Below are 25372 nucleotides of genomic sequence, written 5' to 3' on the forward strand. Positions count from 1 at the left end.
GATCAGGTCTTCGGTCAGCGCGCCGATGATGCCGTTGCGGCCGGCGTAGACCTTGCCGATCTTGTCCTTGTGCTTGCGCGCGGTTTCGATCACGCCGCAGGCCGACGCGTTGATGACCGCGGTGACGCCGCCGGACTGTGCGTAAAAGGCGTTCATTTTTTTCGCCATGATGGGTGCTTCTCCTCGTTATTTCTGGTGGTCATTTGCAAAACAAAAAGCCAGCACTGTGTTAATTGAAAACAGTGCTGGCTTAGTTTTAACTATTGCCGGACGCTTCGCCCTCGGCCAGGCGCTTGGCTTCTTCATCGGCCTGCATTTTCAGCAGTGTGGTGACGCAGTCGCCGATGTCGTCGTATTCCTCGCGTCCGGTGCTGAAGCGGTCGCGGATGCGATAGAAGAACATGCTGCGATAGCGCGAATCGCCGGTCTTCGACAACACGAAGTGGCAGCCGTGCTCGTTCCAGTAGAAGCCTGGGCACAGCGTCAGTTCGCGGTCGTCGATGTGCAGGCGGATCTCGGTTTCTACGTCCTGGATGACGACGTCGCGGCCATAACGCTCCTTCACGGCGCTGGAAACAATCCAGCGCTCGGTGTCGGTCAGCGGGTGAATCTGTTGTGGCATCGTCGCCTTAGCCAAGTGCCTTGAAGATCGAATCACGGATGCCTTCGACCTTGCCGACGCCGGCAACCTTCACGTACTTGGGTGCGCCGGCCTCGCCGCGCGCGGCCCAGTCGCCGTAGTACTTCACCAGCGGCTCGGTCTGCGCGTGGTAGACGTCGAGGCGCTTCTTGACCGTTTCTTCCTGGTCGTCGTCACGCTGGATCAGGTCTTCGCCGGTGACGTCGTCCTTGCCGGCCACCTTGGGCGGGTTGAACACGACATGGTAGGTACGGCCCGACGCCACGTGGACGCGGCGGCCCGACATGCGCTTGACGATCTCTTCGTCCGCCACGTCGATCTCGACCACGAAGTCGATCGGCACGCCGGCGGCCTTCATCGCCTCGGCCTGCGGAATGGTGCGCGGGAAGCCATCGAACAGATAGCCGTTCTTGCAGTCGGCTTCGGTCAGGCGGGCCTTGACCATGCCGATGATGATGTCGTCGGACACCAGGCCGCCGGCGTCCATGATGGCCTTGGCCTTCATGCCGAGCTCGGTGCCGGCCTTGATCTGCGCACGCAGCATGTCGCCGGTGGAGATCTGGGGAATGCCGTATTTTTCCTTGATGTAATTGGCCTGCGTACCTTTGCCCGCACCCGGACCGCCCAATAAAATCAAACGCATTGCGTGTCTCCTCGATTATGGATATGTCAAAACCGCACTAGCCTAAGGCAAGCGCGGTTCGAGCAACACTTAAAATTTTTTATTGCGGGATTCAAGAGGCTGCTATGCAGCCTGAAACAGGGCCCGCACCCGCGCCAGGTCTTCCGGCGTATCCACGCCCGGGGCGGGCGCGATCGGCGTCACGCCGAGGCTGATGCGGTGGCCGTGCCACAACACCCGCAATTGTTCGAGCATCTCGTAGCGTTCCAGCGGTGAACTGGCCAGGCTGGCGTAAGTACGCAGGAAGCCGACGCGGTACGCATACAGGCCGATGTGCCGCAAGGCGCCGAATTCGTGTGGCATCGGCTGCTGCGTGGCAAAGGCATCGCGCGGCCAGGGAATGGGCGCGCGGCTGAAATACAGCGCGTAGCCGGCCTCGTCGGCCACCACCTTGACGACGTTGGGATTGACGAAATCGGCATGGTCGTGGATCGGATGCGCCAGCGTGGCCATCACCGCATCGTCGTGCAGCACCAGCTGGCGCGCGGCTTCGCGGATCAACGCCGGGTCGATCAGCGGCTCGTCGCCCTGCACGTTCACTACCAGCGTGCCGTCCGGCCAGCCCAGGGTTTCGGCGACTTCCACCAGGCGCTCGGTGCCGGACTGGTGATCCGGCGAGGTCATCAGGGCCTGGTGGCCGGCGGCTTCGACGGCCTGCCGCACCCGCACATCGTCGGTGGCGACCACCACCGATTCGGCGCCCGCCTGCAGGGCGCGGTCCAGTACATGCAGCACCATGGGCCGCCCGCCGATATCCGCCAGCGGTTTGCCCGGCAGGCGGCTCGACGCGTAACGGGCGGGAATGACGACGCGGAAATGCATGTCGGAGCGTCGTCGTGACTACTTGGCGTGGATTTCGTCGGGCGACAGCGCGCGCGCCTCTTCCGGCAACATCACCGGAATATCGTCGCGGATGGGATAGGCCAGGCGGCAGGCGCGGCACACCAGTTCGCTCGCCGGTTTTTTCCAGTCGAGCGGGCCCTTGCAGACCGGACAGACGAGGATTTCAAGAAGCTTGGGGTTCATCGATCAGTATCCTGTTGAATGGGGACAAAGCGACCGACTCGGGCCGCTTCGACTTGCTTTGGTAAAGATGGATGTCGGCGACCGACAGCAAAGTCATCAGGTCGTGGCCGTCGCGCGGGGCATGGCTGACGCCCAGGCTCACTGCCATCGGCAGGCCGTTGCTGGTGCTCCAGGCTTCGGTACGGGCCTCGATGCGCTCGAAAATCTGCTGGATGGCGGCCTCGTCGCGTTGCGGCAGGAGCGCGACGAACTCGTCGCCTCCCCAGCGTCCGCACACACCCATTTCGGCCGATTCGTTGAAGATCTGCGCAAATTCGGCCAGCACGCGGTCACCCACGCCATGGCCGTAGCGGTCGTTGACCGCCTTGAACTGGTTCAGGTCGGCAAATAGCACCGTGGCCGGCGTACCTGCATTCGTCTTGTCGAAAATGGTGTCTGCCGCAGCCAAAAGACCGTGGCGGTTGAGCAGTCCGGTCAGCGTGTCGAAGCGGCTGCGGTAGTCGAGCTGGCGGCGCTGCGCTTCGATGTGCCCCATCAGGATGTAGGCATACAAGGCCAGGGTGACCCAGAACACGCCGAAGAACACGTCACCCGCATTGACCTCGAATCCGCCCACCCGATACCGGAAGGCAAAGGCGATCGCCATGCCGAGGAATGCGCCGCCCAGCACTTCGGCGAACAGCCGCATGCCATAGCGCATGCCGTTGCCCAGCAGCACCATCAGAAAGGCCAGCGCGGAAGGCGGAATCGGATTGGGATCGTGGATCACGCACAAGGTGACGATGATCAGGTCGGCACTCATGGCGCTGCGGATCTTCAGCAGCGTGACGCCTTGCAGCGCCTGCCGGAAGAACCAGCTGTTGATGAAGAAATAAACGCCCAAGGCAACCAGCAGCTGCTCGATGCTAAACAGCACCGGCCGGACACTCTCCAGCGTGGAGAAATAGATGACCGCCAGCGAGAAAAACAGGTAGCGGGTGAAAAACTGGGTGACGATCTCGGAACGGTCGGGCACCCAGAAGCCGGCGTCATCGCTTTCGGCTTCCCAATGGCAGGGGTGGCGGCGATCGCTCCAGTCCGAACTTTTCATGCCCATACCTCCCTCCCTCAGATGCGCACGCATGGGCGAGCGCAATTATTGTTTGAGGCGTGCGCCCAGCCAGCGAACAAATCCATTTTCCAGGGTGACCTCCAGCTCCACTGCCCACCAGTCCAGCCCTGCGAATTCCCGGCATTTTACCGCGTCTTTTTCGGTCATCAGCACCGCCCCACCCGCGGGGAGGTCCGTTGGTCGGAAAACATGGTGATCGGGGAAGGCTTGCGGGCGATAGTGCAGGCCGTGTCGGTCGAGCATGGCGAAGAATCCCTGCGGTCGGCCTATCCCGGTCGCGGCAAGCCAGTCGTGCGGCGGCAGGTCGCGTAGCGCCAGCTTTTCCTGTGGGGCGCACAAGCGATAAGCGCGTCCCGCACTGTAGTCGGCCCGCCAGCCTGTGACCGAGCGATAGGTGCGCGGCTCGGCAGTACCGCGCACCACCTGGACGACCGCATCGACGCTGGCCAGCCGGGCAGCGGGTTCGCGCAGCGGCCCCGCCGGCAACGGCCAGCCATTGCCCAGTCCGGTCGTCGCATCGATGACGGCCAGTTCGATGTCGCGACGCAGACGGTAATGCTGCAGGCCGTCGTCGGACACGATCACATCCACGTCCGAATGGCATTCGAGCAGCATGCGCGCCGCCGCCACCCGGTCGCGTCCGACCACGACCGGCGCGTCCGTCTTGAGTCGGATCAGCACGGGTTCATCGCCCACCTGCGCCGGCGGGCTATCGGCCTGCACCTCGACACAACCGCGTGCCGTCCCACCATAGCCGCGGCTGACGACCCCGGGACGATAGCCCTGGCTGCGCAGCCAGTTCACCAGCCAGATCACCAGCGGCGTCTTGCCGCTGCCGCCGGCAGTGATGTTGCCGACCACGATCACCGGCACACCGACCGATACCGCATGCAGCCAGCCGCGCCGATACGCCAGGCGCCGCCCTCCAGACATGACGGCAAACAGCATGGCGAGCGGCAGGAGCAGCACGGCGAGCACGCCCGTGCGTGCCCAGACATGCTGTAGCGAAAACATGAGCCCGCTTAGGGGTTGGTTTGCGTGGCGAAGGTAATGCGGGTCAGCCCCTCGCGGCGCGCCGCTTCCATCACGTTCACCACGGATTGATGGGTGGCACGCGCATCGGCGTTGATCACCACGACCGGCTCGTTCTCGTTGGAGGCGGCTTTCTTCAGTGCGGCGGCCAGGCCATCGATCGAGGCATCGCCCACGACCGTGCTGTCGATCTCGTAGCGGCCATCCTCGGAAACGGCCACCTCGATCTGCTTGGGCGGGTTGGGCGTCTGGGCGGCGCTGCTGGTCGGCAGGTTGATCTTGAGTTCGGCGAAACGCGCGTAGGTCGTGGTCACCGCAAGAAAGATCACGATGACGAGCAGGATGTCGATGAACGGAATCAGGTTGATTTCCGGGTAGTCCTCGCGGCGGCCTTTTCTGAAATCCATAGCTGCCTTTATTTCCGGTCGCCGTGGACGATTTCCACCAGCTTGATCGCCTGCTGCTCCATGTCGACCACCAGCGATTCCACTTTGGCCCGGAAGTAGCGATAGAAAATCATCGCCGGGATCGCCACGATCAGACCGAACGCAGTGTTGTAGAGCGCGATCGAAATACCGTGCGCCAGTTGGCCGGGATTGGTGCCGCCGCCGGTCTGCGCGCCGAAGATCTCGATCATGCCGATCACCGTGCCGAGCAGTCCGAGTAGGGGTGCCATGCTGGCGACGGTGCCGAGCGAGGTCAGGAAGCGATCGAGTTCATGGGTCACGGCGCGTCCGGACTCCTCGATGGACTCCTTCATGATCTCGCGCGAGTTGTGGGCGTTCTTCAGCGCGGTCGCGAAGATCCGTCCCAGCGGCGAGCCATCGGCCAGATGCGTGACCAGTTCCTGCGTCACGCCGCGTTCCTGATAAATCTTGATTGTCTCCAGCAACAGGCCCGCAGGGGCGACCTCCTGGCTGCGCAAGCTGTAAGCACGTTCGATGATGATGGCCACGGCGAGAACCGACGCCAATATCAACGGCCAGACCGGCCAACCGGCCGCCTCGATGATGGCAAGCACTGAATACCACTCCCAATAAAACAACAGGCGAAATGTAGCGCTCACGCGCCGGTTTCGGCAAGCACCAATTTTAGACCGACGGCATTTTCAATCGGAGCCCGAGTTCTCCACAATTGATGTGGATAAGTCTGTGAAGAACGCCCTGCCGGATTCCCTAAGCGCCCGCCCACAAAGGAAAAAGTGGTTTGGCCCAAAAAGTAGACAATAAGCTTATCCTTTTAAAATCAAGAATTTACAAAAAGACAACTATCGTCAATAGGGTTATCCAATTTTTTTTATGATCGTTTGGTGACTGTGCATGAACCGTGCCGAGCCCAAGCCGTTATCCTGCACGCCATGGATCTCCAGGACGACTTTCCCGACAACGCGCCCGCCCTGCCTGTGCTCACCGTCAGCGAACTCAATCGCATGGCGCGCCGCGCGCTGGAGTCGCAACTCCCATTGCTCTGGGTGGAGGGCGAAGTCTCCAACTTTACCCGTGCCGCCTCCGGCCACTGGTATTTTTCCCTGAAGGATGTGAACGCACAGGTGCGCTGCGTGATGTTCCGTGGGCGCAACCAGTTTGCCGATTTCACCCCCGCCAACGGCGACCACGTCGAGATCCGCGCCCTGCCTTCGCTGTACGAAGCGCGCGGCGAATTCCAGCTGGGCGCCGAAGCGATCCGCCGCGCCGGTGCCGGGCGGCTGTATGAAGCTTTTTTGAAACTGAAGGCCAAGCTGGAAGCCGAAGGCCTGTTCGACCCGATGACGAAACGCGCCTTGCCGCGCTTCCCACGCACAGTGGGCGTCGTCACCTCGCCGCAGGCCGCCGCCCTGCACGATGTGCTGACCGCACTGGCGCGCCGCATGCCGGGCCTGCCGGTGATCCTCTACCCGACCCCGGTGCAGGGCGCGGGCGCCGGCGCACAGATCGCCGCCGCCATCCGCACGGCCGGCGAACGCGACGAATGCGACGTGCTGCTGGTGTGCCGCGGCGGCGGTTCGCTGGAGGATTTGTGGGCGTTCAATGACGAGGCGGTGGCGCGCGCGATCGCCGCCAGCCCGATGCCGGTGGTGAGCGGCGTCGGTCACGAAACCGATTTCACCCTGGCCGACTTCGCCGCCGACCTGCGCGCGCCAACGCCCACGGCCGCGGCCGAACTCGCCAGCCCGGTGCGCCAGGAGCTATTGCAGCAACTGGATCACCTGGCCCGCCAACTCCACCATCATCACGCGCGCAGGCAGCACAGCGAGATGCAGCGGCTGGATTACCTGGCGCGGCGGCTGGTCCACCCGGCCGAGCAGTTGCGCCGCCGCCAGACCGAACTGAACCAATTGGCGCAGCGTCTCCACCACGCCAGCGGCACGCGCCTGACGCGCGAACAATTGCGCATCGCGCGCCTGAGTCAGCGGCTGGTCACGCCGCGCCATGTCATCCAGCGCGAACAACAGCGCCTGGGCGCGCTGGGGCTGCGCGCGCAACGCGCGGTTCAGGGCAGTTTCGGTCAGCACCGGCTCACTCTTGCACGGCTGGCCAGCAGCCTCGCCCACCTCAACCCCGAAGGCGTGCTGGCGCGCGGCTACAGCATCGTCCAGCGGGAAAACGGCAGCGTGGTCCAGGATGCCGCGGTGCTCGATGCCGGTGAAAAAATCGGCATCCGCCTGCACCGCGGGCAGGTCCGTGCCACGGTCGATTCCACCCGCGAGGACTGAGCGGCTTACGACCTTAAATGGCGGGCCACGAGGTCCATCGCCTGCGTGCCCAGATCGTCCACGAGACAATCCAGCTCCACCACGTCAGGCCACGAGCGCAGCCAGGTCAGCTGGCGCTTGGCGAGCTGGCGGGTGGCGGCGATGCCCTGCTCGCGCAAGTCTTTCAGATCGATTTCGCCGTCGAGATAGGCCCAGGCCTGGCGGTAGCCGACTGCACGCATGGACGGCAGATCGGCGTTGAGCGCGTAACGGCGGCGCAGGGTGTCCACTTCGTCGATCAGGCCTTCGGCGAGCATGGCGTCGAAGCGCGCGGCGATGCGCTGGTGCAGCACCGCGCGGTCGGACGGGATCAAGGCCAGTTGCAAGACGCGATACGGCAGTTCGGATTGCACACGGTCGAGCAGCGCCGACATCGGGGTGCCGCTGAGCCGGAAAACCTCCAACGCACGGCCGATGCGCTGCGAATCGTTCGGTGCCAGCCGCGCCGCAGTCGCCGGATCGACTACGGCCAGCTCGGCGTGCAGCGCCGGCCAGCCGCGCGCGGCCGCCTCCGCCTCCAGCTCCTTTCGCAGCGCCGCATCGGCGCGCGGCAGATCATCCAGTCCCTGCAGCAGCGCGCGGAAATACAGCATGGTGCCGCCGACCAGCAGCGGCACCATGCCGCGCGCGGCGATGTCGGCCATCAGCCGCCTCGCATCGTCGCAAAAGGCGGCGGCAGAATAGGTTTCGGTGGGATCACGGATATCGAGCAGGTGGTGCGGCGCACGGGCGAGCGTGGCGGCATCGGGCTTGGCGGTGCCGATATCCATGCCGCGATACACCAGCGCCGAGTCGACGCTGATGATCTCGAGTGGGAAGCGCTCGACCAGGCTGACCGCCAGCGCGGTCTTGCCCGAGGCGGTCGGACCCATGAGAAAAATGGCGGGCGGAGGGCTGGATGCAGGCATGGAGGGCGATTATCCCCCAGCTTGCCGTCGCGGCCGGCTCCCGTGTATGCGGAAAGTCCCCATGGAGCGCAGCCATATAAGGTCTAGAGTGAGAGACAGCAGGCAGGATGCCTGCCTGAAATCCGATGCGCTTATCCCATCCGGAGGGCCGTAAGTCCATGAATACCGACGAACTCAGATCCGTGGCGAATGCCATCGTCGCACGGCAGAAAGGCGTGCTGGCAGCAGACGAAAGCAATCCCACCATCAAGAAGCGCCTCGATTCGATCCAGGTGGAGTCCACCGAGGAAAATCGCCGCCGCTACCGTGAAATCCTGTTCACCACCGAAGGGATCGAGCGCACCCTCGGCGGCGTCATCCTGTTCGATGAAACCCTGCGCCAGCATACTCGCGACGGCATTCCTTTCCCCAGGCTGCTGGCAGACCGCGGCATCGTCCCGGGCATCAAGGTCGACCAGGGTGCCAAGGCGCTGGCAGGCCGCCCCGGCGAGAAGGTGACCGAGGGACTGGATGGCTTGCGCGACCGGCTTGCCGAATACAAGCAGTTGGGCGCGCAGTTTGCCAAGTGGCGAGCCGTGATCGAGATCGACGAACGTGCTATCCCGTCCGCTTTCGGCCTCCGCGCCAATGCCCACGCGTTGGCGCGATATGCCGCGCTGTGCCAAGAGGCCGGGCTGGCGCCGATCGTCGAACCGGAAGTACTGATGGACGGCGCCCACGGCATCGAACGCTGCGAGGCAGTGACGGCACAGGCACTGCAGGCCGTGTTCGCCGAACTCGACGCCCATGGCGTGCTGTTCGAGGGAATGCTGCTGAAACCGAACATGGTGATCGCCGGCAAGAAGTGCGCACACCAGGCCGGCGTAGAGGCGGTGGCCAAAGCTACGCTACGCTGCCTCAGGCGCTATGTGCCGGCCGCGGTGCCGGGGATCGTGTTCCTGTCCGGCGGGCAGAGCGCGGAAGACGCGACCGAGCATCTCAATGCCATGAATGCGCTGGGACCGCAACCATGGCAGGTCAGCTTTTCCTATGGACGGGCACTGCAGGCACCGGTGCTGGCCGCCTGGCAAGGTCGGGAAGACCGGGTCGCCGCTGCGCAACAGGCACTGCTCAAACGTTGCAACCTCAATGGCCTGGCCCGCGACGGACAATACGTGCGCGCCATGGAAAGCGCAGCCTGATCCCGGCCACTTGGCCACGTATGACGGCACGGTAGAACGTGCCATAAAAAAGCGGCAGGGTTTCCCCTGCCGCTTCGACTGCCGGTGCCCGAGACGTCAGGCCGCGTGCGCGTACTGCGTCTTGGCCTTGCGGGCCGCCCCGATTTCCTCGGGGCCGTAGGCCTTGCCGGACCACAGCATTTCGTAGGCGATCTCCTCGTTGCCGTTTTCACAGAGATCCAGCACTTTCTGGAACAGCGGCTGGAAGGTTTCGGAACGATGCGATCTCTCGTGGTTCTCGAAATCGGTCCAGAACGTCACGATCAAGGCTTCCTTGCCTTTCATCGGGCTTTCGACAGCCTGGCCGATGGTCGAGCCTTCATTCGACACTTGGCCGGAATTCAGGGCGACGAAACCGCCGACGAAACCGGTATCGGAATGGTAGGTTTTGACGTTCTCACACAAAAACGCCACCCGTTCCTGCAAGTCGTCCACCGTGTATTCCGGTTTCAGAACCACCCGGTTGACTGTCACGATACCGTCGGTCGGAAAATTAGCGATCAATCCACTCATGGTTTTTCTCCTGTTGTAGAAGGGAAGTACTACGACTCCAGTCTACATACCTGAGTAATTTAGTCAACTAATTTATTTAATTTATCTATGTGCCAATCATAATTTCTGATAATGATGCCCGGCCAGGCTGACCCTATGGATCAACAAATCATATATATCTTTTTTGTTCTCTCCGCCTACCGGGGCGCTTCTTCATGATCACCACGCCCTTGGCGACGTCGATATCGGCAACCGGAATGTTCTCGTACAGGGGATTGAGCGGCTTCAGCATCCAGCCGTCGTCCCGCTTCACGATCTGGCGGAAGATGTATTCCTCATTCACGTAGGCCACCACATAGGAGCCGTCCCTGACCAGGCCGGACGGCTCGACCACGATGATTTCGCCTTCCTCGAATTCCGGCATCATCGAATCGCCCAGCACCATCAACGCGTAGGGTTCGGCGCTGGCGCAGTTGCTGGCCTCGTTGACCTCCTGGATGGGAATGGTTTTGCGTTCGGTACGTTCGTTCATGATGGGCTCGCTTCGCCAAATTAATTAGCCAAAGCTTATATATAAACGCGCCAGTCGCAAAATCAACGGCCGCGCATGAACATGGCGTCGAGTTCCCCGAGGCTGACCTGGAACCAGGTCGGGCGGCCGTGGTTGCACTGCCCGGCCCGTTCGGTGGCCTCCATTTCGCGCAGCAGCGCGTTCATCTCAGGCAGCGTCAGGCGGCGGTTGGCGCGCACCGCACCGTGGCAGGAGAGTGTCGCCAGCAATTCATTGCGCCGCTCGGCGAGCAGACGCGCCACGCCGAATTCGGCAATTTCGGCCAGCACGGCGCGGGTCAACTCGACCGGGTCGGCGTCCTTCAGCAGCCACGGCACCGAACGCACCGCCACCGAGGTCGGCGAGGTCACCGACAACTCGAAGCCGATCCCGGCCAGCTGATCCAGGTGCGGGCTGATTTCCGCCACGTCGCGGGCGTCGACCGCCAGTGCGACCGGGATCAGCAGGGTTTGCGCCGGCACGGCGCGCGCATCCAGCGCAGTCTTGAGTTTTTCGTAGACGACGCGTTCATGTGCGGCGTGCATGTCGACCAGTACCATCCCCTGCGCGTTCTGTGCCAGCACGTACACGCCGTGCAGTTGGCCCAGCGCATAGCCGAGCGGCGGCGCATCGGCCCCGTCATCCGGCACGAGACGCATCGACGGTACCCCCTCCGAATCCTGCACCCGGGTCCCCTGGTCCAAAGGCGCATAGAACGCCATCGCTTCGTTCACCTGCAGCGGCATCGCCGTTTGCCGGGGCGCGGCCCAGCCCGGCTGCGGGGAAGCCTGCGACGCCCCCGATGCGGCCACGGCGACATCCGCCGCCACCGGCGCCGACAGCATGCGCTCGACCGCATGGAACAGGAACTGGTGCACACCGCGGCTGTCGCGGAACCGGATCTCGGTCTTGGCCGGATGCACGTTGACGTCGACCAGATCCGGCGGCAATTCGATGAACAGGCAATACGCCGGATTCAGCTGGTGATGCAGGACGTCGCGGTAGGCCTCCTTCAACGCGTGGACGATCAGCTTGTCGCGCACATAGCGGCCATTGACGAATACATGCTGGCTGTCGCGGCTGCCCGTGGCGGCGCTGGGACGGATCACCCAGCCGGACACCCGCAGCACGCCGGCCGCAGCCTCGACTGCGATGCTGTTCTGCTCGAACGCCTCGCCCAGCACCTGCCGGACTCGCGCAGAGGCAGGCTCGGCATTGAGGCGCAACTGTGTCCGGCCGTTGTGGCTCAGCGTGAATGACACCTGCGGGTTCGCCAGGGCCAACCGCCGCACGGTCTCGGCGCAGTGGGCGTATTCGGTGGCTTCGGTCTTGAGGAACTTGCGCCGCGCCGGGGTACTGAAAAACAGGTCCTGGATGTCGATCGTGGTGCCTGTGGCGCGCGCGGCGGGCGCCGGTACGTCGAGGCGGCCGCCTTCAGCCTGTACCGCCCAGGCGTGCTCCGCATCTGCATTGCGGCTGATGAGCTGAACCCGCGCGATGGCGGCAATCGAAGCCAAGGCCTCGCCGCGGAACCCCAGACTCGCGACCCGCTCCAGGTCGGCCAGACTGGCGATCTTGCTAGTGGCATGACGGGTCAAGGCAAGCGCCAATTCATCGTGCGCGATGCCGCCGCCGTTGTCGGCAACACGAATGCGTTTGATGCCGCCCTGTTCCAGATCGATCTGGATGTCGGTGGCCCCGGCATCGAGGCTGTTTTCCAGGATCTCCTTGAGCGCCGCGGCCGGACGTTCGACCACCTCGCCCGCTGCGATCTGCGAAATCAGCACATCGGGCAGAACACGGATGGTCATAGCGAGCCTGCAAACGCGACGCCCCGCCGGGCAGCCATGGCACGCCCCAGACGCTCGATGGCGGCAGCGTCCAGAACCTGCCGTGCCAGCGGCAGCACATGGGTGTTCTCGAATTCGAGATGGCTGCGATTGAGTGCGACGAAACGATGCGTCAACGCCTCATCCAGCGTGGCGGCCGAGCCGGCTTCGATCTGCTGCAGCTGGCCGCGCAGCCGTCGCCACAACAGCGCCAGTTCGTCGTGTTCCAGGGTCAGGGTTTCGACCAGATCACAGGCGCCCGGCGCGCCGGCCTGTTCGAGCAGCGGAAACAGGTTGCGCTCCTCGTCGTCGTGGTGATGCACCGCAGCCGTATCGAAATAGGTCAGGATCGCGCCCGCCGCCTGCTGTGCCTGGGCATCCGCACCATGTGCCGGCAGATGCGCCAGCAGTTTGCCGAGGGTATCGCACTGCCGGGCTATGCGGCCGTGACACGCTTCCAGCACATCGAGCGGCCGGTCGAATCCAGGGGCCGCCGCACCGAGCAGGCTCACGGTCATGGGTTGCGCGTCAGCCGCGACGGCGCAGTCAACGGATGCTTGGCGAAGTAATCCTTGACGCCATCGACGATGGCATCCACCAGCTTGTCCTGGTAGCCGGGGTCGTTGAGGCGTTTTTCTTCTTCAGGGTTGGAGATGAACGCGGTCTCGATCAGGATCGAAGGAATGTCGGGCGCCTTCAGTACGGCAAAGCCCGCCTGCTCCACCTCGCCCTTGTGCAGCGTATTGACGCCGCCGATTTCCTTCAGCACCGCCCGCCCCAGCTTCAGGCTGTCGTTGATGGTGGCGGTCTGCGACAGATCGATGAGCGTGCGCTTGAGGAAGGGATCCTTGACGTCGACGTTGACGCCGCCGATCAGGTCGGCGTCGTTTTCGCGCTTGGCCAGCCAGCGCGCGGCGACCGAGGTCGCGCCGTTCTCGGACAGTGCAAACACCGACGAGCCACGCGCGTGCGGCTTGATGAAGGCATCGGCATGGATCGACATGAACAGGTCGGCCTTCAGCGCACGCGCCTTGACGACCCGCTGCCCGAGCGGCACGAAATAATCGCCGTCGCGGATCAGGACGGCATGCATATTTTCCTGGGCGTCGATTTTCTGTTTGAGCTTCTTGGCCAGCGCCAGCGTGATGTCCTTCTCGTGCGAGCCGTTCGCCCCGCTGGCACCGGGATCCTCGCCGCCATGGCCGGCATCGACCGCCACCGTGATCAGTCGCGTGTATTGTGGCACTTCCGGTTTGGCTGGCGTGGCCACTGCAGGCTGCGAGGTCGCGGCCGGGTCGCTTGCCACCGTATCACCCGCCTGGGCCGGGTAGAGATCCACCACCAGACGATGCGCATACTGTCCCAGCGGCTGCAGCTGGAATACGGAAGGCTTGACGGCTGTTTTCAGGTCCAGCACCAGGCGCATCACCCCCGGGCGGTTGAGTCCCACGCGGATCGCGCCGATGTAGGGATCGTCCGGGCTGAGTTGTCCGGCCAGCGCGTCAAGCGCCGCACCCGCCTCCACGCCCTCTAGGTCGACCACCAGCCGCTGCGGGTTCGACAGCATGAAGTATTTGTACGCGACCGGTTGTGGCGCCTCCAGGGTGATCCGCGTGTAGTCGGACGACGGCCACAGACGGGTGGCGCTGAGTTGCAGCGCCTGGGCCCAGCCCGACGCAAGCAAACCGCACAACAGGAAAATTCTCAACAAGGCGTGCAACATGTCTCCAGATAGTGGGCGCCACGCGGGCTCGCCGCTTCACATTCAATTTCGCGCGCATCGTCGGCGATTGTCAACCGAATGACCACATCCGGGGCAGGCAACCAGCCGGCAGCCTTGTCCGGCCATTCGATCAAGCTGACCACCCGGCCATCGCTCACGTCGCGAAACCCAGCGTCAAGCCACTCGCGCGGATCATGCATACGATATAGATCAAAATGATACAGTTCAAATGCGGGCAGGTTGTAGCTTTCTACCAGCGTATAGGTCGGACTCTTCACCCGACCGCCATAACCCAGCGCGCGCAGCACCCCGCGCACCAGTGTCGTCTTGCCGGCGCCGAGATCGCCTTCCAGATAAAAAGTCAGCCCCGCCGTCATTCCCTGCGCCAGCTGCGCGCCGAATGCCAGCGTCGCGGCCTCGTCGGCCAGATGACGGCGGCAGTGCACGGTATCATCGGTCTTATGCATGAGCGGGATTTAACTCGACTGGCGCAGCAAATCAAGCGATGGGGGCGCGAGCTCGGCTTTGCCGCGGTGGGCATTGCGGACGGCGAGCTGAGCGCCGCGGAGGCAGGCTTGCAGGCATGGCTGGATCGGGGCTTTCATGGCGAGATGGATTATATGGCGGCGCACGGCACGAAGCGCAGCCGCCCGGCCGAACTGGTACCCGGAACCGTCCGTGTCATCAGCGCACGGCTGGACTATTTTCCGCCGGCGTCGACCGATCCGCATGCGGTACTGAATGACACGGACGCTGCCTATGTCTCCCGCTATGCGCTGGGCCGCGACTACCACAAGGTGTTGCGCAACCGGCTGCAAAGCCTGGCCGAAAAGATCAGCACAGAAATCGGCGACCATCATTTCCGGGTCTTCACCGACAGCGCGCCGGTGATGGAAGTCGAACTCGCCACGAAATCCGGCCTCGGCTGGCGCGGCAAGCACACCCTGCTGCTGAACCGGCAGCACGGCTCGTGGTTCTTCCTCGGCGAGATCTATACCGACCTGCCGCTGCCGGTGGATGTGCCGGAAGCCGAGCACTGTGGCACCTGCCAGGCCTGCATCGACATCTGCCCCACGCAGGCCATCGTCGCGCCCTATTCGCTCGACGCACGGCGCTGCATTTCCTACCTCACCATCGAACTCAAGGGCAGCATTCCGGTTGAATTACGCCCGCTCATCGGCAACCGCATCTACGGCTGCGACGATTGCCAACTGGTATGCCCGTGGAACCGCTTTGCGCAGACCGCCGCGCTGCCCGATTTTAGAGTTCGGAACGGGCTCGACAGCGCGCGGCTGGTCGAACTGTTCACCTGGAGCGAGATGGACTTCAACGACCGTCTGGCCGGCTCAGCTATCCGCCGCATCGGGCATGAACGCTGGCTGCGCAATATCGCCGTCGCGCTGGGCAACGCGCCCGCTTCGCCTGAAATCAAAGCTGCGCTTGCTGCACAACTCGCACACCCGTCCGAACTGGTGCGCGAGCATGTCGCGTGGGCCCTGGCGCGCCAGGAAATAGTTTAGACCGCCTGTAATTCCTGCTTGACGCTGTTTTAATTCACGCGCAACTCGCGCTGCGCATGCCGGATAACTGACGCGCCCGAACTCAACGCCAACCCCGCCAGCACCAGCGCCACCGCGATATCCGGCCAACCATGCGCGGTCACCCACACCCCAGCTGCCGCTCCCATCACCGCCAGGTTGCCCAGCGCGTCGTTGCGCGAACACAGCCACACCGAGCGCGCCTGCGCGTCGCCCTGGCGATACGCATACAGCAGCGCGGCGACACCGACGTTGATCGCCAGCGCCAACAGGCTCACCCAACCCATGATGAACGGTTCCGGCACCACGCCCGCCGACCACTGCCAGGCCGACTTGCCGAGCACGAACACACCGTAGCCGACCATCAGCCATCCTTTCCACAGCGCGGTACGCGAACGCCACACCGGCGCCAGCCCGAGGACGAACAGCGCCACGCCGTAGTTTCCCGCGTCGCCGAGGAAATCGACCGCGTCAGCCAGTAGCGACACCGACTGTGCCACCAGGCTGGCAACGATTTCGACGCCGAACATCAGCGCGTTCAGCACCAGTGCAATCCACAGCGCACGCCGGTAGCCTGGATCGGGCGGCGGCGCGTCGCACGCCGAATCGCAAGCGCAGCCGCTCATGCCGGATGCCGCCACAGGCGGCCCTGAAGGTAGAATGCGTGTGTTTTCATCCCGTCATGCTGCCACCCATGTCCACGAATGCACATTCCCCCATTGGCGTATTCGATTCCGGCATCGGCGGCCTGACCGTGGTGCGCGCCCTAATGGAGCGCCTGCCCTACGAGAACATCGTCTACTTCGGCGACACCGCGCGCGTGCCCTACGGCGTGAAGTCGGTCGAGACCATTGCCCACTTCACCACCCAGATCGCCCAGTTCCTGCTGGAAAAGGACGTCAAGCTGCTGGTCATCGCCTGCAACACCATGGCGGCGGTGGCGGCGCAGGTGGTCAAGGACCTGTCGCCGGTGCCGGTGCTCGACGTCATCGACGCCGGCGCGGTGTCGGCGCGAGGCGGCAGGAAAATCGGCGTCATCGGCACCCCCACCACCATCAACAGCAACGCCTACGCGCGCGCCATCCACGACTATGCGCCCGACTCACGCATCCATTCGCAGGCCTGCGCGCTGTTCGTGCCGCTGGTGGAGGAAGGCTGGCTCGACCACGAAGTCACGCGATTGGCGGCACAGGACTACCTGAAACCGCTGCTGGCCGAACACATCGACACCCTGGTGCTGGGCTGCACGCATTACCCGCTGCTGAAGCCGCTGCTGCGCCAGGTGGTCGGCGACGAAGTCGCGCTGGTCGATTCTGCCGAAGCCATGGCCGAACAGGTCGCGGCCGTCCTGGCGGAGAAGCATCTCGCCAATCCCAGCCACGCCCAGCCGCGCTACGATTTCTACGTCACCGACGTGCCGCTGCGCTTCCAGACCATTGGCGAACGCTTTCTGGGCCGCACACTCAACAACGTGCACGTGGTGAAGTGGTGATCGAAACACGACGGCCATGATCCGGGTCAACGCCCAGATCGAGCTCGACGAGCGCGAAATCCAGGAAGACTTCGTGCGCGCCTCGGGCCCCGGCGGGCAAAACGTCAACAAGGTGTCGACCGCCGTGCAACTGCGCTTCGACGTCGCCCATTCCCCCTCGCTGCCCGAGCCGGTTCGCGTCCGCCTGATGGCCCTCGCGGGCCGCCGCCTCACCCAGGACGGGATCCTGATCCTCGAAGCCGAGCGTTATCGGAGCCAGCGGCGCAACCGTGACGATGCGCTGGAACGGCTGCTCGCACTGATTCGCGAAGCCTGCGAAGTGGAAACGCCGCGCCGTCCGACCCGTCCCACACTGGCGTCAAAAAAACGGCGTCTGGACAGCAAGCAGCGGCGGGGCGAGACCAAGAAACTGCGTGGCTTGAAACCTGGAACCGAGCATTGATCGGATCAAGCTTACGGATAGCGCGTCCGCTTCATTTCCACATCACGTCGACCTTTTGCCGCGCGGCAGCCGTAAGCAACTCGATCAGGGGCAAGGCCCGGTGCGCCAGACTGACAGGCGGCTCGTCGGAATCGTCACCCCTGCTCTCCGATGCATCGTGCGGCGCAGCCGCCTTGGCCGTTTCGACCGCGCGCTTCAAACGATCCAGCGCCGCAGGCACATCCTCGGCCAGAATCGCGCCGGGAACCGTTTCGCTGTGTCCCATCATTCTCAACATGCCTAATGCGACATCACCGAACATGGTAATGTCCGCATAGGCTTTGCACGTAAACGTCACCAGCACGCCAACACCTTCCGTCTACTCTTTATCGATCGTTCGTTCGGGTCACCGGTGATCCGGACCGCGCCCTTCGTTTCTCTTCCCCTGCCCTTGTTGCCCGGATGGGCCGCGCTGCATCTGATAATGCTGCTGTGTCACGGGCTCGCGCGGCTGGTAACGGTAGCGTTCGGAACGAATCGTATGCTGACGTTCCTGCTCGCGCGGATAGCGATCTCCCGAATAATTCCGCTGATAGGACGGCAACGGTGCGGGGCGGGGGGCGGAACGGCGGTCCCATTGGTCCCACCCGCCTCGACGCTGTTCCCACTCGCGGCCCCAGTGCTCGCCCCAGCGCGGCGGCGCGTCGGCGCGCCAGCCATGGAAATAGGGCGGCGGACGACGGTAGTAGCGCACCGGGATACGCAGGATATACAGCGGCACGTCATAGTAATCCACCAAATCCCACGGCCCGTTATACCAGCTGCTCACATACCAGTTGTCCCCAATAAATACCCAGTACAGTCCGTCATAAAAGAAGAAATTCAAATCCACGCGCGGATCGTAGTAGACCGGATAGCCTGGCACCCGAACGAGCCGCGGATAGGCCGGCATGTTGATCCCGATGCTGACGCCGGGCACGCTGATGCCGACGCCGACACTGACGTCCGCACGCACCGTCGTTAATGGGACAAACAGCATCGACAACACAATAAGCAGGTAGCGCATTTCCATTCTCCTGTTGAATTGTTCAGTCCCTGAATATCCGACGCCCGATCTGCCATCCTGCCCACAGGTATCGGGGCCATTTGCCCGCGCGTCCCCGCCGCAGGCGTGCGAACACAAGTGCAGCCCCTAGCAACAGGGCCGGATGCCGTCTGACGGTGCGAAGTGCCGCCAAGCCCTGATCCGCCAATGCCAACGGTGCATGCCAGGGTGCAACGGTTTGCGCCAATGCGCGCCGTTGCGCTGCAGCCTGCGCCACCAGGTTCTCACGGTGTTCGGCCAGACGGTTCGAAGTATTGCTCATGATCGTTGCACCAAGTGCTCTCGGTCCTTCGATAACTCGGCCAGGCTTGCGGCGAACAGCTTCGGTTTAGTTCTGAGTCGGTGCCGGGCGAAACCAATCGCCGTCGCACCGCCCACCAGGAAAAATGCCGTCAGTCCCGCCAGTGCCAGAAGGCGATGGCTCTCCCAGAAGGCGACCACGATCAGGAAAACGAGCAGCACCACACCGATACCGATACAGAACAGCGCCACAAACAGCATCACCAGCACTGAGGCCAGCCGCGCCCGCTCTTCTTCCAGTTCCGTCGACAGCAGGTCGAGCCGGGTGTGCACGATAGCGATGAGACTTGCGGCGAGCCCCTTCAGGGAATCGAACAACCCCCCGCTTCCACCTGGTTTGGGGTCACTCATGAGATGTCGCTAGCGGCGCCCCATGATGAAACCGACAAGCAGCGCGATACTGGCGGAAATGCCGATTGCTTTCCACGGATTCTCGTGAACGTAGGCATCCGTCGCCTTGGCAGCCGCCTTGGCCCGCACCAGCAGCGCAGCTTCGGCATCAGCCATCTGTGCTTTCGCCTTGGCAAGCGACGCTTCGGCCTTGGCGCGCACCGAAGCCAGTGCCTCGCCGCCCTGGTTGGCCGTCGCCTTGATCAAAGCCTCGGCATCCGATATGACCGTCTTGAAATCAGCAATAAGCTGCTCTTTCGTTACGTCGGGAACATCCGATTCGCCAGATACGTTTTGCGTGCTCATTGCCTATTCCTCCATTAAATGCCGATGCTCAAAGGCCAACCTGTCTCTGGCCTGTCTCACGATCAATACTCTTGCACCCTCATTTATATTTATAGGCCAATTTCCCTGCGCAGTCTGCGTGCGGGCGCACGACGCATCACATTGCAGGCGATCGAGCGTTAGCCAGGCAATGCAGCCGGAACGAACGACGAGCTCAAACCGGATAGGATCCCTGTCTGTACCAGCGCTCAATAACCGAACGTCAGCCCCATCGACTCCCGCACGTCGCGCATGGTGTCGCGCGCCAACTCCTGCGCCTTCTCGCAACCGTCGGCGAGGATGTTGCGCACCTGGTCGGGATTGTCTTCGTAATACACCGCACGCTCGCGGATCGGCGCGAGTTCGGCCAGCACGGCGTCGATGACCGGCTGCTTGCATTCGAGGCAGCCGATGCCGGCGCTGGTGCAGCCCGCCGTGGCCCATTGCCGGGTCGCGTCGTCGGAATACACCAGATGGAACTGCCACACCGGACAGTTGGCCGGATTGCCGGGGTCGGTACGGCGGACACGCGCAGGGTCGGTCGGCATCGTGCGGATCTTCTTGGTAACCGTCTCGGGATCCTCGCGCAAGGCAATCGTATTGCCATAGGACTTGGACATCTTCTGCCCGTCCAGCCCCGGCATTTTCGAGGCCTCGGTCAGCAGGGCCTCGGGCTCGACGAGGATCATCTTGCCGGAGCCCTCGAGATAGCCGAACAGACGTTCGCGATCGTTCATCGACAGGTTCTGTGCGTCATTCAACAGTGCCTTGGCTGACTCCAGCGCCTCGTCGTCGCCCTTCTCCTGGTAGGCGGTGCGGCATTCCTCGTAGAGCCGGGCCTTCTTCGAGCCGAGCTTCTTGACCGCGGCGCGCGCCTTGTCCTCGAACCCCGGCTCGCGTCCATACATGTGGTTGAAGCGGCGTGCCAGTTCGCGGGTGAATTCGATATGCGGAATCTGATCTTCACCGACCGGCACGCGGTTGGCACGATAGATCAGGATGTCGGCGCTCATCAGCAACGGATAACCGAGAAAGCCGTAGGTCGAGAGATCCTTGTTGGCCAGCTTTTCCTGCTGGTCCTTGTAGGTGGGCACGCGTTCCAGCCAGCCCAGCGGCGTCATCATCGACAGCAGCAGATGCAGTTCGGCGTGTTCGATTACGCGCGACTGAACGAACAGCGTCGCCTGCGCCGGATCGACGCCTGCCGCGAGCCAGTCCACCACCATGTCGCGCACGTTCTCGTCGATCCCCTGCGGCGTGTCGTAGTGCGTGGTCAGCGCGTGCCAGTCGGCGACGAAAAACAGGCACTGGTATTCGTTCTGCAGGCGCAACCAGTTTTTCAGGACGCCGTGATAGTGGCCAAGATGCAAGCGCCCGGTGGGGCGCATGCCGGAGAGAACGCGATCGGAATACATGGTTGGTGAGTGGCAAGTGGTGAGTGGTGAGTGGTGAGTGGTGGCGGTCAGGACAGCACGAGCTGGATCAGGCCGACCAGCTGGGCGGGCTCGAGCCCGGTGACCAGCGCGGTCAGGCCGATGAACACGCTGATGAGCGGCCACAGGACGAAGCCCAGGATAGTCGTGCCGCCGATTGGCACGAACATCAGGCCGAGCAGGATGAACAGGCCATACGGCTCCAGCCGCGCGAACTGCATGGCCTGCTTCACCGGCAGCAGACTGACGGCGATGCGGCCGCCGTCGAGCGGCGGCAGCGGGATCAGGTTCAGCGCCATCAGGATGACATTGATGAATACGCCCGCCGCCCCCATCAGCATCAACGGCGCGCTGACAAAACTGCTGCCGAGGGCATGCCCGAGCTGGATCATCAGCGCCCAGAACACGGCCATGATGAAGTTCATGCCGGGCCCGGCAAGGGCCACCCACAACATGTCCTGCTTGGGGCGACGCAAGCGACCGAAGTTGACCGGCACCGGCTTGGCCCAGCCGAACAGGATCATCCCGCCGCCCAGCAGCTTGCTGGTCAGCAGGATCACCAGGGGCACCAGGATGGTTCCCACCAGATCGATGTGCTTGAGCGGATTGGCGGTGATGCGGCCTGCCGCCGCTGCGGTCATGTCGCCGAAGAAACGCGCCACATAGCCGTGCGCGGCTTCATGCAGGGTGATCGCAAAGATGACCGGCAGGGCGAACACCACGATTTTCTGGATCAGCGTGAGTTCCATGCGCGATCAGCCTTCGAAATCCGCCGTGTCGCCCTTGCCGAAACGCAGCACGGACGGCGTGTCGGTCGTGAGATCGACGACGGTGGTCGGCGTCAGGCCACAGGCGCCGCCGTCGATGACCAGGTCGACGAGGTGTTCCAGGCGTTCGCGGATTTCCCACGGCTCAGTCAGCGGCACGTCTTCTCCATACAGCAGCAGCGTGGATGACAGGATGGGTTCGCCGAGTTCGGCCAGCAGCGCCTGCACGATGGGATGCGCGGGAACCCGCAGTCCGATGGTGTCGTGCTTCTTGTGCAGCAGACGCTTCGGCACTTCACGGGTACCGCGCAGGATGAAGGTATAGGCGCCCGGGGTATGTGCCTTCAGGAAACGGAACTGGGTGTTGCCGACCTGGGCGTAGCGTCCGAGTTCGGACAGGTCGCGGCAGATCAGCGTGAGGTCGTGTCCGGTATCGAGTCCGCGTACCGACAGCAGCCGCATCGCCGCCTCCTTGTCGCCGATATGGCAGCCCAATGCGTAGCAGGAATCGGTTGGATAGACGATCACGCCCCCGCGCTTGAGGATGTCGACCGCCTGCTGGATCAGGCGAGGTTGCGGGTTTTCTGCGTGGATATTGAAAAATTGCGCCATAAATCGTCAGGTCGGGGAAAGGGAAAAGTGCGCTTCAAGCTCCGGCCAGCCTTGCCAGACCGGCTGGCAGTAGTGCGGCAGTGCGGGCAGCCGGCCGATATCGATGCCCTCGCCCGGCGCATGAAAATCCGCCCCGCGCGAAGCCTTGAGGCCGAATGCACGAGCCAGGTCGGCAAACTTGCCGTATTCGGATGGATGGTGGCTGCCGGTGATGACCTCGATGCCTTCGCCGCCCAGCGCGCGGAAGGCGTCCAGCAGCAGGTGCAGTTCGCGCGCATTGAAAGCGTAGCGCCCCGGGTGCGCGATCACGGCCATGCCGCCGCTGGCACGAATCCAGCCGACGGCATTTTCCAGCGTGGTCCACTGGTGCTCGACATAGCCGGGATTGCCGCGCGTCAGGAAGCGCCGGAACGCGCCGCGCATGTCGGGCGCATGGCCCTGCGCCACCAGCCAGCGGGCGAAATGCGTGCGGCCGACCATTTGCTTGTTGGCGGCAAAGTCATAGGCGCCTTCATACGCACCGACGATGCCGGATCGCGCCAAGTCGTCCCCCATGCGTTGCGCACGCTCGATACGGCCCATGCGGATGTTGTGCAGGCCGGCCGCCAGTTCCGGATGAACAGGATCGATGCGCAGGCCGACGATGTGGACCGTCTGTCCGCTCCAGGTCACCGAGATCTCGACGCCCGGGATCAGCGCCAGCTCCGTGCCCTCGGTCGCCGCCTGCGCAGCAGCAAGCCCTGCCACGTCGTCGTGGTCGGTCAGCGCGAGCGCATGCACGCCGTTCGCGGCTGCGCGCGCAACGACTTCGGCGGGCGGCAATACGCCGTCTGACACGTTGGAATGGCAATGCAGATCGATATTAAGCATCGATGATCGGGTCTGGCGACCAGCGCCAAAAGCGCTTGGTCAGGAGGGGGAATCATAGCAAAATAAGAAATCGCCCGAATTACGGCTGACTGCGCGGCCCCACCATAATGAAAAAACTGCTGTTCGACCTCTTCCCCATCATCGTCTTTTTCATCGCCTACAAGCTGGGCGACGCCAACGCCGACGCCACGCGTACCTTGCTGGCCGGTCTCGGCTTGCCCCAACCGACAGGCGTGGGCGAGAAGCCCGGCATCTACCTCGCTACGCTGGTCGCCATCGTCGCCAGCGTCGGGCAGATCGCCTGGGTCAAGCTGCGCGGCCACAAGGCCGACACCATGATGTGGGTCAGCCTTGGCATCATCGTGCTGTTCGGCGGCGCCACACTGTGGCTGCACGACGAAAGCTTCATCAAATGGAAGCCGACCGTGCTTTACTGGATTTTCACCGGCATCATTTTCGGGGCCGCCGCCTTCGGCCGCAATGTCATCAAAAGCGTCATGAACGAACAGATGGAACTTCCTGACGTCGCATGGGGTCGGTTGAACGCGAGCTGGGGTGGATTTTTTGCCTTCATGGGGGTTGCAAATCTGTTTGTCGCCTTCAACTTCTCGACGGATACCTGGGTGGATTTCAAGCTGTTCGGCAGTCTGGGGTTGATGCTGGTGTTCGTAATCGGCCAAAGCATGATGCTGACCCGGTATTTGGATAAAGAATCGTTCGACAAGGAAGAAAAGCAATAATGTTCTATGCCATCGTCGGCCAGGATACGGCCGACAGCCTCGATCGGCGACTGGCCGCCCGCCCCGCCCATGTGGAACGTCTGCATGCCTTGCAGCATGCCGGACGGTTGTTGCTGGCCGGCCCGTTCCCGGCCATTGACAGCAATGACCCAGGCGCTGCAGGGTTCACCGGTAGCTTGATCGTCGCCGAATTCGACACGCTCGCCGACGCACAGGCATGGGCCGAGGCCGATCCCTATGTCACGGCGGGCGTCTATGCCGGCGTCAGCGTCAAACCCTTCAGGAAAACCCTGCCCGCATGAGCACGCCCGACCTGATCCGCCAGCGCCTTGCCGCGCTGGAGCCCGAAACCTACACGCTGGAAGACGAAAGCGCCCAGCACCGAGGCCACGCCGGGGCAGCCTCGGGTGGCGGGCACTTCCGTCTCACCTTGGTGTCACATAAATTTCGTAATCTTTCCACCCTCGCCCGCCACCGACTGGTATACGAAGCCATGGGCGAGCTCATGCAACGCGAGATTCATGCGTTGTCGATCACTGCTTTAACCCCGGAAGAACTCTGAAAGGAATCCGAATGCGTCTTGCCCTTCTCCCCGCCCTGATCATGCTGGCGTTCACCCCGCTGGCACAGGCGCAAACACCCGCGCCTGCGACCCCCACTCCGGCCGCGGCCGCCGACAAGCCGCTGGCTGTGGTCAACGGCAAGGCAATTCCCGCCCTGTACGGCGACCTGGTCAAGCGCGAAATGGCCCAGGGCCAGCCCGACTCCCCGCAACTGGATGCCCGCGTACGCGAGTCCCTGATCAATCTTGAACTGCTGTCGCGCGCCGCGCTCGACAAGGGACTCGACAAGGAACCGCATCTGGCCGCGGCACTGGATATCCGCCGCAAGGATCAGCTTGCCAAGGCCTACCTGGAGGATTACGTCAAGGCCCACCCGGTCACCGACGCCGAAATCCAGGCGATGTACGACAAAGCCAAAACGGAGCCGATGGAGCCGGAATACCAGGCCCACCACATTCTGGTGAAAACCGAGGCCGAAGCGAAGAAACTGATCGCCGAGTTGGGCAGCAAGAAGGCCAAATTCGAAGATCTGGCGAAGAAATATTCCAAGGATCCCGGCTCCGCCAAGAACGGCGGCGCACTGGACTGGTCCGACCGGCGTGCCTTCGTGCCCGAATTCTCCGACGCGCTGGCTGGCCTGAAAAAAGGCGAAATCACCAAAACCCCGGTGAAGACGCAATTCGGCTACCACATCATCCGTCTCGACGATACGCGTACGCCCAAGCTGCCGCCGCTGGATGCCGTGCGGAGTGAAATCGTCAAGCAGCTGCAGCAACAGCGCATCCGCGACGCCATCACGGCAGCGCGCGCCGATGCAAAAATCGAGTAATCCGCTAATAATATTAAACGGGG

At 63.3% G+C, this 25372-nt stretch carries 34 protein-coding genes and 1 pseudogene; 9 read left to right on the forward strand and 26 right to left on the reverse strand.

Annotation, left to right across the window (positions count from 1 at the left end):
* From ABT23_RS07885 to ABT23_RS07925, 9 genes and pseudogenes are all read right to left on the reverse strand, one after another.
* Positions 1-168: pseudogene (locus ABT23_RS07885) on the reverse strand (diphosphate--fructose-6-phosphate 1-phosphotransferase); the annotation flags it as partial.
* Between the two features lie 88 nt (positions 169-256).
* On the reverse strand, positions 257-622 hold the full coding sequence (locus ABT23_RS07890) for a hypothetical protein (RefSeq protein ID WP_296633440.1): 366 nt from the start codon (positions 620-622) through the stop codon (positions 257-259).
* 7 nt (positions 623-629) lie between these two features.
* Positions 630-1283, reverse strand: coding sequence for an adenylate kinase (gene adk / locus ABT23_RS07895; protein WP_296633441.1), 654 nt, complete (start codon positions 1281-1283; stop codon positions 630-632).
* Positions 1284-1385: 102 nt separating this feature from the next.
* The gene (kdsB, locus tag ABT23_RS07900) at positions 1386-2144 is read right to left on the reverse strand and encodes a 3-deoxy-manno-octulosonate cytidylyltransferase (RefSeq protein ID WP_296633443.1); all 759 of its coding nucleotides are present in this window, start codon (positions 2142-2144) and stop codon (positions 1386-1388) included.
* An 18-nt stretch (positions 2145-2162) separates the two neighbouring features.
* A complete protein-coding gene (locus ABT23_RS07905) occupies positions 2163-2348 on the reverse strand; it encodes a Trm112 family protein (protein ID WP_296633445.1) in 186 nt (61 codons plus the stop codon).
* Positions 2329-3438, reverse strand: a complete 1110-nt coding sequence (locus tag ABT23_RS07910) for a GGDEF domain-containing protein (RefSeq protein WP_296633446.1) — start codon at positions 3436-3438, stop codon at positions 2329-2331. The genes ABT23_RS07905 and ABT23_RS07910 overlap by 20 nt, the downstream gene beginning before the upstream one ends.
* Positions 3439-3483: 45 nt before the next feature.
* On the reverse strand, positions 3484-4473 hold the full coding sequence (gene lpxK, locus ABT23_RS07915) for a tetraacyldisaccharide 4'-kinase (protein WP_296633448.1): 990 nt from the start codon (positions 4471-4473) through the stop codon (positions 3484-3486).
* A gap of 8 nt (positions 4474-4481) precedes the next feature.
* A complete protein-coding gene (locus ABT23_RS07920; RefSeq protein ID WP_296633450.1) occupies positions 4482-4898 on the reverse strand; it encodes a biopolymer transporter ExbD in 417 nt (138 codons plus the stop codon).
* A gap of 8 nt (positions 4899-4906) precedes the next feature.
* Complete coding sequence (locus ABT23_RS07925) at positions 4907-5512, reverse strand: MotA/TolQ/ExbB proton channel family protein (RefSeq protein WP_018509371.1); 606 nt, start codon at positions 5510-5512, stop codon at positions 4907-4909.
* A 336-nt stretch (positions 5513-5848) separates the two neighbouring features.
* On the opposite strand from ABT23_RS07925, the gene xseA reads away from it, so the two are divergent.
* Positions 5849-7204: an exodeoxyribonuclease VII large subunit gene (xseA, locus tag ABT23_RS07930; RefSeq protein ID WP_296633451.1), complete on the forward strand. Its 1356-nt coding sequence runs from the start codon at positions 5849-5851 to the stop codon at positions 7202-7204.
* A gap of 5 nt (positions 7205-7209) precedes the next feature.
* Here xseA and miaA read toward each other — a convergent pair whose 3' ends face one another.
* On the reverse strand, positions 7210-8151 hold the full coding sequence (gene miaA / locus ABT23_RS07935; RefSeq protein WP_296633453.1) for a tRNA (adenosine(37)-N6)-dimethylallyltransferase MiaA: 942 nt from the start codon (positions 8149-8151) through the stop codon (positions 7210-7212).
* A 158-nt stretch (positions 8152-8309) separates the two neighbouring features.
* Here miaA and ABT23_RS07940 point away from each other — a divergent pair, with 158 nt between their 5' ends.
* Positions 8310-9332: a class I fructose-bisphosphate aldolase gene (locus tag ABT23_RS07940; protein WP_296633454.1), complete on the forward strand. Its 1023-nt coding sequence runs from the start codon at positions 8310-8312 to the stop codon at positions 9330-9332.
* A gap of 96 nt (positions 9333-9428) precedes the next feature.
* On the opposite strand, the gene ABT23_RS07945 is transcribed toward ABT23_RS07940, so the two are convergent.
* The 6 genes from ABT23_RS07945 to tsaE all read right to left on the reverse strand — a co-directional run bounded on the left by ABT23_RS07945 (position 9429) and on the right by tsaE (position 14432).
* Positions 9429-9884: a ligand-binding protein SH3 gene (locus tag ABT23_RS07945; RefSeq protein WP_296633456.1), complete on the reverse strand. Its 456-nt coding sequence runs from the start codon at positions 9882-9884 to the stop codon at positions 9429-9431.
* Between the two features lie 148 nt (positions 9885-10032).
* On the reverse strand, positions 10033-10395 hold the full coding sequence (locus ABT23_RS07950; RefSeq protein ID WP_296633457.1) for a S24 family peptidase: 363 nt from the start codon (positions 10393-10395) through the stop codon (positions 10033-10035).
* 62 nt (positions 10396-10457) lie between these two features.
* Positions 10458-12224: a DNA mismatch repair endonuclease MutL gene (gene mutL, locus ABT23_RS07955; RefSeq protein ID WP_296633459.1), complete on the reverse strand. Its 1767-nt coding sequence runs from the start codon at positions 12222-12224 to the stop codon at positions 10458-10460.
* Positions 12221-12760 carry a hemerythrin domain-containing protein gene (locus ABT23_RS07960; protein ID WP_296633460.1) on the reverse strand — a complete coding sequence of 180 codons (540 nt, stop codon included), beginning with the start codon at positions 12758-12760 and terminating at the stop codon, positions 12221-12223. Before ABT23_RS07960 ends, mutL begins: the two co-directional genes overlap by 4 nt.
* Entirely contained in the window at positions 12757-13965 is a 1209-nt protein-coding gene (locus ABT23_RS07965) for an N-acetylmuramoyl-L-alanine amidase (RefSeq protein ID WP_296633462.1), read from the reverse strand. The genes ABT23_RS07960 and ABT23_RS07965 overlap by 4 nt, the downstream gene beginning before the upstream one ends.
* Positions 13947-14432, reverse strand: a complete 486-nt coding sequence (gene tsaE, locus ABT23_RS07970; RefSeq protein WP_296633463.1) for a tRNA (adenosine(37)-N6)-threonylcarbamoyltransferase complex ATPase subunit type 1 TsaE — start codon at positions 14430-14432, stop codon at positions 13947-13949. The genes ABT23_RS07965 and tsaE overlap by 19 nt, the downstream gene beginning before the upstream one ends.
* On the opposite strand from tsaE, the gene queG reads away from it, so the two are divergent.
* Entirely contained in the window at positions 14427-15485 is a 1059-nt protein-coding gene (queG, locus tag ABT23_RS07975; protein WP_296633465.1) for a tRNA epoxyqueuosine(34) reductase QueG, read from the forward strand. The two genes, tsaE and queG, sit on opposite strands and share 6 nt — an antisense overlap.
* 29 nt (positions 15486-15514) lie before the next feature.
* Here the strand turns inward: queG and ABT23_RS07980 are convergent, their stop codons facing one another.
* Positions 15515-16129: a cation transporter gene (locus ABT23_RS07980; protein ID WP_296633467.1), complete on the reverse strand. Its 615-nt coding sequence runs from the start codon at positions 16127-16129 to the stop codon at positions 15515-15517.
* A 68-nt stretch (positions 16130-16197) separates the two neighbouring features.
* Here ABT23_RS07980 and murI point away from each other — a divergent pair, with 68 nt between their 5' ends.
* Both murI and arfB read left to right on the forward strand, forming a co-directional pair.
* Positions 16198-16995, forward strand: coding sequence for a glutamate racemase (murI, locus tag ABT23_RS07985; protein ID WP_296633468.1), 798 nt, complete (start codon positions 16198-16200; stop codon positions 16993-16995).
* Between the two features lie 16 nt (positions 16996-17011).
* Positions 17012-17437 (forward strand): alternative ribosome rescue aminoacyl-tRNA hydrolase ArfB, encoded by a 426-nt coding sequence (gene arfB, locus ABT23_RS07990; RefSeq protein ID WP_296633470.1) that lies wholly within the window; start codon positions 17012-17014, stop codon positions 17435-17437.
* 31 nt (positions 17438-17468) lie between these two features.
* Here arfB and ABT23_RS07995 read toward each other — a convergent pair whose 3' ends face one another.
* The 9 genes from ABT23_RS07995 to ABT23_RS08030 form a co-directional block, all read right to left on the reverse strand.
* Positions 17469-17780 carry a DUF1840 domain-containing protein gene (locus ABT23_RS07995; RefSeq protein ID WP_296633471.1) on the reverse strand — a complete coding sequence of 104 codons (312 nt, stop codon included), beginning with the start codon at positions 17778-17780 and terminating at the stop codon, positions 17469-17471.
* 42 nt (positions 17781-17822) lie between these two features.
* A complete protein-coding gene (locus ABT23_RS08000; protein ID WP_296633473.1) occupies positions 17823-18488 on the reverse strand; it encodes a hypothetical protein in 666 nt (221 codons plus the stop codon).
* 16 nt (positions 18489-18504) lie between these two features.
* On the reverse strand, positions 18505-18783 hold the full coding sequence (locus ABT23_RS14800) for a YqjK family protein (protein WP_296658333.1): 279 nt from the start codon (positions 18781-18783) through the stop codon (positions 18505-18507).
* Complete coding sequence (locus ABT23_RS08005) at positions 18780-19139, reverse strand: phage holin family protein (RefSeq protein WP_296633475.1); 360 nt, start codon at positions 19137-19139, stop codon at positions 18780-18782. The genes ABT23_RS14800 and ABT23_RS08005 overlap by 4 nt, the downstream gene beginning before the upstream one ends.
* A gap of 42 nt (positions 19140-19181) precedes the next feature.
* Positions 19182-19517: a DUF883 family protein gene (locus ABT23_RS08010; RefSeq protein WP_296633476.1), complete on the reverse strand. Its 336-nt coding sequence runs from the start codon at positions 19515-19517 to the stop codon at positions 19182-19184.
* Between the two features lie 227 nt (positions 19518-19744).
* The gene (locus ABT23_RS08015) at positions 19745-20950 is read right to left on the reverse strand and encodes a tryptophan--tRNA ligase (RefSeq protein WP_296633478.1); all 1206 of its coding nucleotides are present in this window, start codon (positions 20948-20950) and stop codon (positions 19745-19747) included.
* A 47-nt stretch (positions 20951-20997) separates the two neighbouring features.
* A complete protein-coding gene (locus tag ABT23_RS08020) occupies positions 20998-21717 on the reverse strand; it encodes a site-2 protease family protein (protein WP_296633479.1) in 720 nt (239 codons plus the stop codon).
* Positions 21718-21723: 6 nt separating this feature from the next.
* Entirely contained in the window at positions 21724-22347 is a 624-nt protein-coding gene (locus ABT23_RS08025) for an L-threonylcarbamoyladenylate synthase (protein ID WP_296633481.1), read from the reverse strand.
* A 6-nt stretch (positions 22348-22353) separates the two neighbouring features.
* Positions 22354-23217 carry a 3',5'-nucleoside bisphosphate phosphatase gene (locus ABT23_RS08030; protein WP_296633483.1) on the reverse strand — a complete coding sequence of 288 codons (864 nt, stop codon included), beginning with the start codon at positions 23215-23217 and terminating at the stop codon, positions 22354-22356.
* Positions 23218-23324: 107 nt separating this feature from the next.
* On the opposite strand from ABT23_RS08030, the gene ABT23_RS08035 reads away from it, so the two are divergent.
* From ABT23_RS08035 to ABT23_RS08050, 4 genes are read left to right on the forward strand one after another with little or no spacing between them, the layout of a single operon-like run.
* A complete protein-coding gene (locus ABT23_RS08035) occupies positions 23325-23957 on the forward strand; it encodes a septation protein A (RefSeq protein WP_296633484.1) in 633 nt (210 codons plus the stop codon).
* A complete protein-coding gene (locus ABT23_RS08040; RefSeq protein WP_296633486.1) occupies positions 23957-24259 on the forward strand; it encodes a YciI family protein in 303 nt (100 codons plus the stop codon). The genes ABT23_RS08035 and ABT23_RS08040 overlap by 1 nt, the downstream gene beginning before the upstream one ends.
* Complete coding sequence (locus tag ABT23_RS08045) at positions 24256-24519, forward strand: BolA family protein (RefSeq protein ID WP_018509405.1); 264 nt, start codon at positions 24256-24258, stop codon at positions 24517-24519. The genes ABT23_RS08040 and ABT23_RS08045 overlap by 4 nt, the downstream gene beginning before the upstream one ends.
* A gap of 11 nt (positions 24520-24530) precedes the next feature.
* Entirely contained in the window at positions 24531-25349 is an 819-nt protein-coding gene (locus tag ABT23_RS08050; protein WP_296633488.1) for a peptidylprolyl isomerase, read from the forward strand.
* Positions 25350-25372: the final 23 nt, after the last annotated feature.

The organism is Thiobacillus sp. SCN 63-57 (genome assembly GCF_001725555.1).
GTDB lineage: Bacteria > Pseudomonadota > Gammaproteobacteria > Burkholderiales > Thiobacillaceae > Thiobacillus.

Excerpts from the sequence above, each read along its gene's own strand:
- ABT23_RS07890 (WP_296633440.1), bottom strand. The coding sequence starts at position 622 with ATGCCACAACAGATTCACCCGCTGACCGACACCGAGCGCTGGATTGTT.
- adk (WP_296633441.1), bottom strand. The coding sequence starts at position 1,283 with ATGCGTTTGATTTTATTGGGCGGTCCGGGTGCGGGCAAAGGTACGCAG.
- kdsB (WP_296633443.1), bottom strand. The coding sequence starts at position 2,144 with ATGCATTTCCGCGTCGTCATTCCCGCCCGTTACGCGTCGAGCCGCCTG.
- ABT23_RS07905 (WP_296633445.1), bottom strand. The coding sequence starts at position 2,348 with ATGAACCCCAAGCTTCTTGAAATCCTCGTCTGTCCGGTCTGCAAGGGC.
- ABT23_RS07910 (WP_296633446.1), bottom strand. The coding sequence starts at position 3,438 with ATGAAAAGTTCGGACTGGAGCGATCGCCGCCACCCCTGCCATTGGGAA.
- lpxK (WP_296633448.1), bottom strand. The coding sequence starts at position 4,473 with ATGTTTTCGCTACAGCATGTCTGGGCACGCACGGGCGTGCTCGCCGTG.
- ABT23_RS07920 (WP_296633450.1), bottom strand. The coding sequence starts at position 4,898 with ATGGATTTCAGAAAAGGCCGCCGCGAGGACTACCCGGAAATCAACCTG.
- xseA (WP_296633451.1), top strand. The coding sequence starts at position 5,849 with ATGGATCTCCAGGACGACTTTCCCGACAACGCGCCCGCCCTGCCTGTG.
- miaA (WP_296633453.1), bottom strand. The coding sequence starts at position 8,151 with ATGCCTGCATCCAGCCCTCCGCCCGCCATTTTTCTCATGGGTCCGACC.
- ABT23_RS07940 (WP_296633454.1), top strand. The coding sequence starts at position 8,310 with ATGAATACCGACGAACTCAGATCCGTGGCGAATGCCATCGTCGCACGG.
- ABT23_RS07945 (WP_296633456.1), bottom strand. The coding sequence starts at position 9,884 with ATGAGTGGATTGATCGCTAATTTTCCGACCGACGGTATCGTGACAGTC.
- ABT23_RS07950 (WP_296633457.1), bottom strand. The coding sequence starts at position 10,395 with ATGAACGAACGTACCGAACGCAAAACCATTCCCATCCAGGAGGTCAAC.
- mutL (WP_296633459.1), bottom strand. The coding sequence starts at position 12,224 with ATGACCATCCGTGTTCTGCCCGATGTGCTGATTTCGCAGATCGCAGCG.
- ABT23_RS07960 (WP_296633460.1), bottom strand. The coding sequence starts at position 12,760 with ATGACCGTGAGCCTGCTCGGTGCGGCGGCCCCTGGATTCGACCGGCCG.
- ABT23_RS07965 (WP_296633462.1), bottom strand. The coding sequence starts at position 13,965 with ATGTTGCACGCCTTGTTGAGAATTTTCCTGTTGTGCGGTTTGCTTGCG.
- queG (WP_296633465.1), top strand. The coding sequence starts at position 14,427 with ATGCATGAGCGGGATTTAACTCGACTGGCGCAGCAAATCAAGCGATGG.
- tsaE (WP_296633463.1), bottom strand. The coding sequence starts at position 14,432 with ATGCATAAGACCGATGATACCGTGCACTGCCGCCGTCATCTGGCCGAC.
- ABT23_RS07980 (WP_296633467.1), bottom strand. The coding sequence starts at position 16,129 with ATGAGCGGCTGCGCTTGCGATTCGGCGTGCGACGCGCCGCCGCCCGAT.
- murI (WP_296633468.1), top strand. The coding sequence starts at position 16,198 with ATGTCCACGAATGCACATTCCCCCATTGGCGTATTCGATTCCGGCATC.
- arfB (WP_296633470.1), top strand. The coding sequence starts at position 17,012 with ATGATCCGGGTCAACGCCCAGATCGAGCTCGACGAGCGCGAAATCCAG.
- ABT23_RS08000 (WP_296633473.1), bottom strand. The coding sequence starts at position 18,488 with ATGGAAATGCGCTACCTGCTTATTGTGTTGTCGATGCTGTTTGTCCCA.
- ABT23_RS14800 (WP_296658333.1), bottom strand. The coding sequence starts at position 18,783 with ATGAGCAATACTTCGAACCGTCTGGCCGAACACCGTGAGAACCTGGTG.
- ABT23_RS08010 (WP_296633476.1), bottom strand. The coding sequence starts at position 19,517 with ATGAGCACGCAAAACGTATCTGGCGAATCGGATGTTCCCGACGTAACG.
- ABT23_RS08015 (WP_296633478.1), bottom strand. The coding sequence starts at position 20,950 with ATGTATTCCGATCGCGTTCTCTCCGGCATGCGCCCCACCGGGCGCTTG.
- ABT23_RS08020 (WP_296633479.1), bottom strand. The coding sequence starts at position 21,717 with ATGGAACTCACGCTGATCCAGAAAATCGTGGTGTTCGCCCTGCCGGTC.
- ABT23_RS08025 (WP_296633481.1), bottom strand. The coding sequence starts at position 22,347 with ATGGCGCAATTTTTCAATATCCACGCAGAAAACCCGCAACCTCGCCTG.
- ABT23_RS08030 (WP_296633483.1), bottom strand. The coding sequence starts at position 23,217 with ATGCTTAATATCGATCTGCATTGCCATTCCAACGTGTCAGACGGCGTA.
- ABT23_RS08035 (WP_296633484.1), top strand. The coding sequence starts at position 23,325 with ATGAAAAAACTGCTGTTCGACCTCTTCCCCATCATCGTCTTTTTCATC.
- ABT23_RS08040 (WP_296633486.1), top strand. The coding sequence starts at position 23,957 with ATGTTCTATGCCATCGTCGGCCAGGATACGGCCGACAGCCTCGATCGG.
- ABT23_RS08045 (WP_018509405.1), top strand. The coding sequence starts at position 24,256 with ATGAGCACGCCCGACCTGATCCGCCAGCGCCTTGCCGCGCTGGAGCCC.
- ABT23_RS08050 (WP_296633488.1), top strand. The coding sequence starts at position 24,531 with ATGCGTCTTGCCCTTCTCCCCGCCCTGATCATGCTGGCGTTCACCCCG.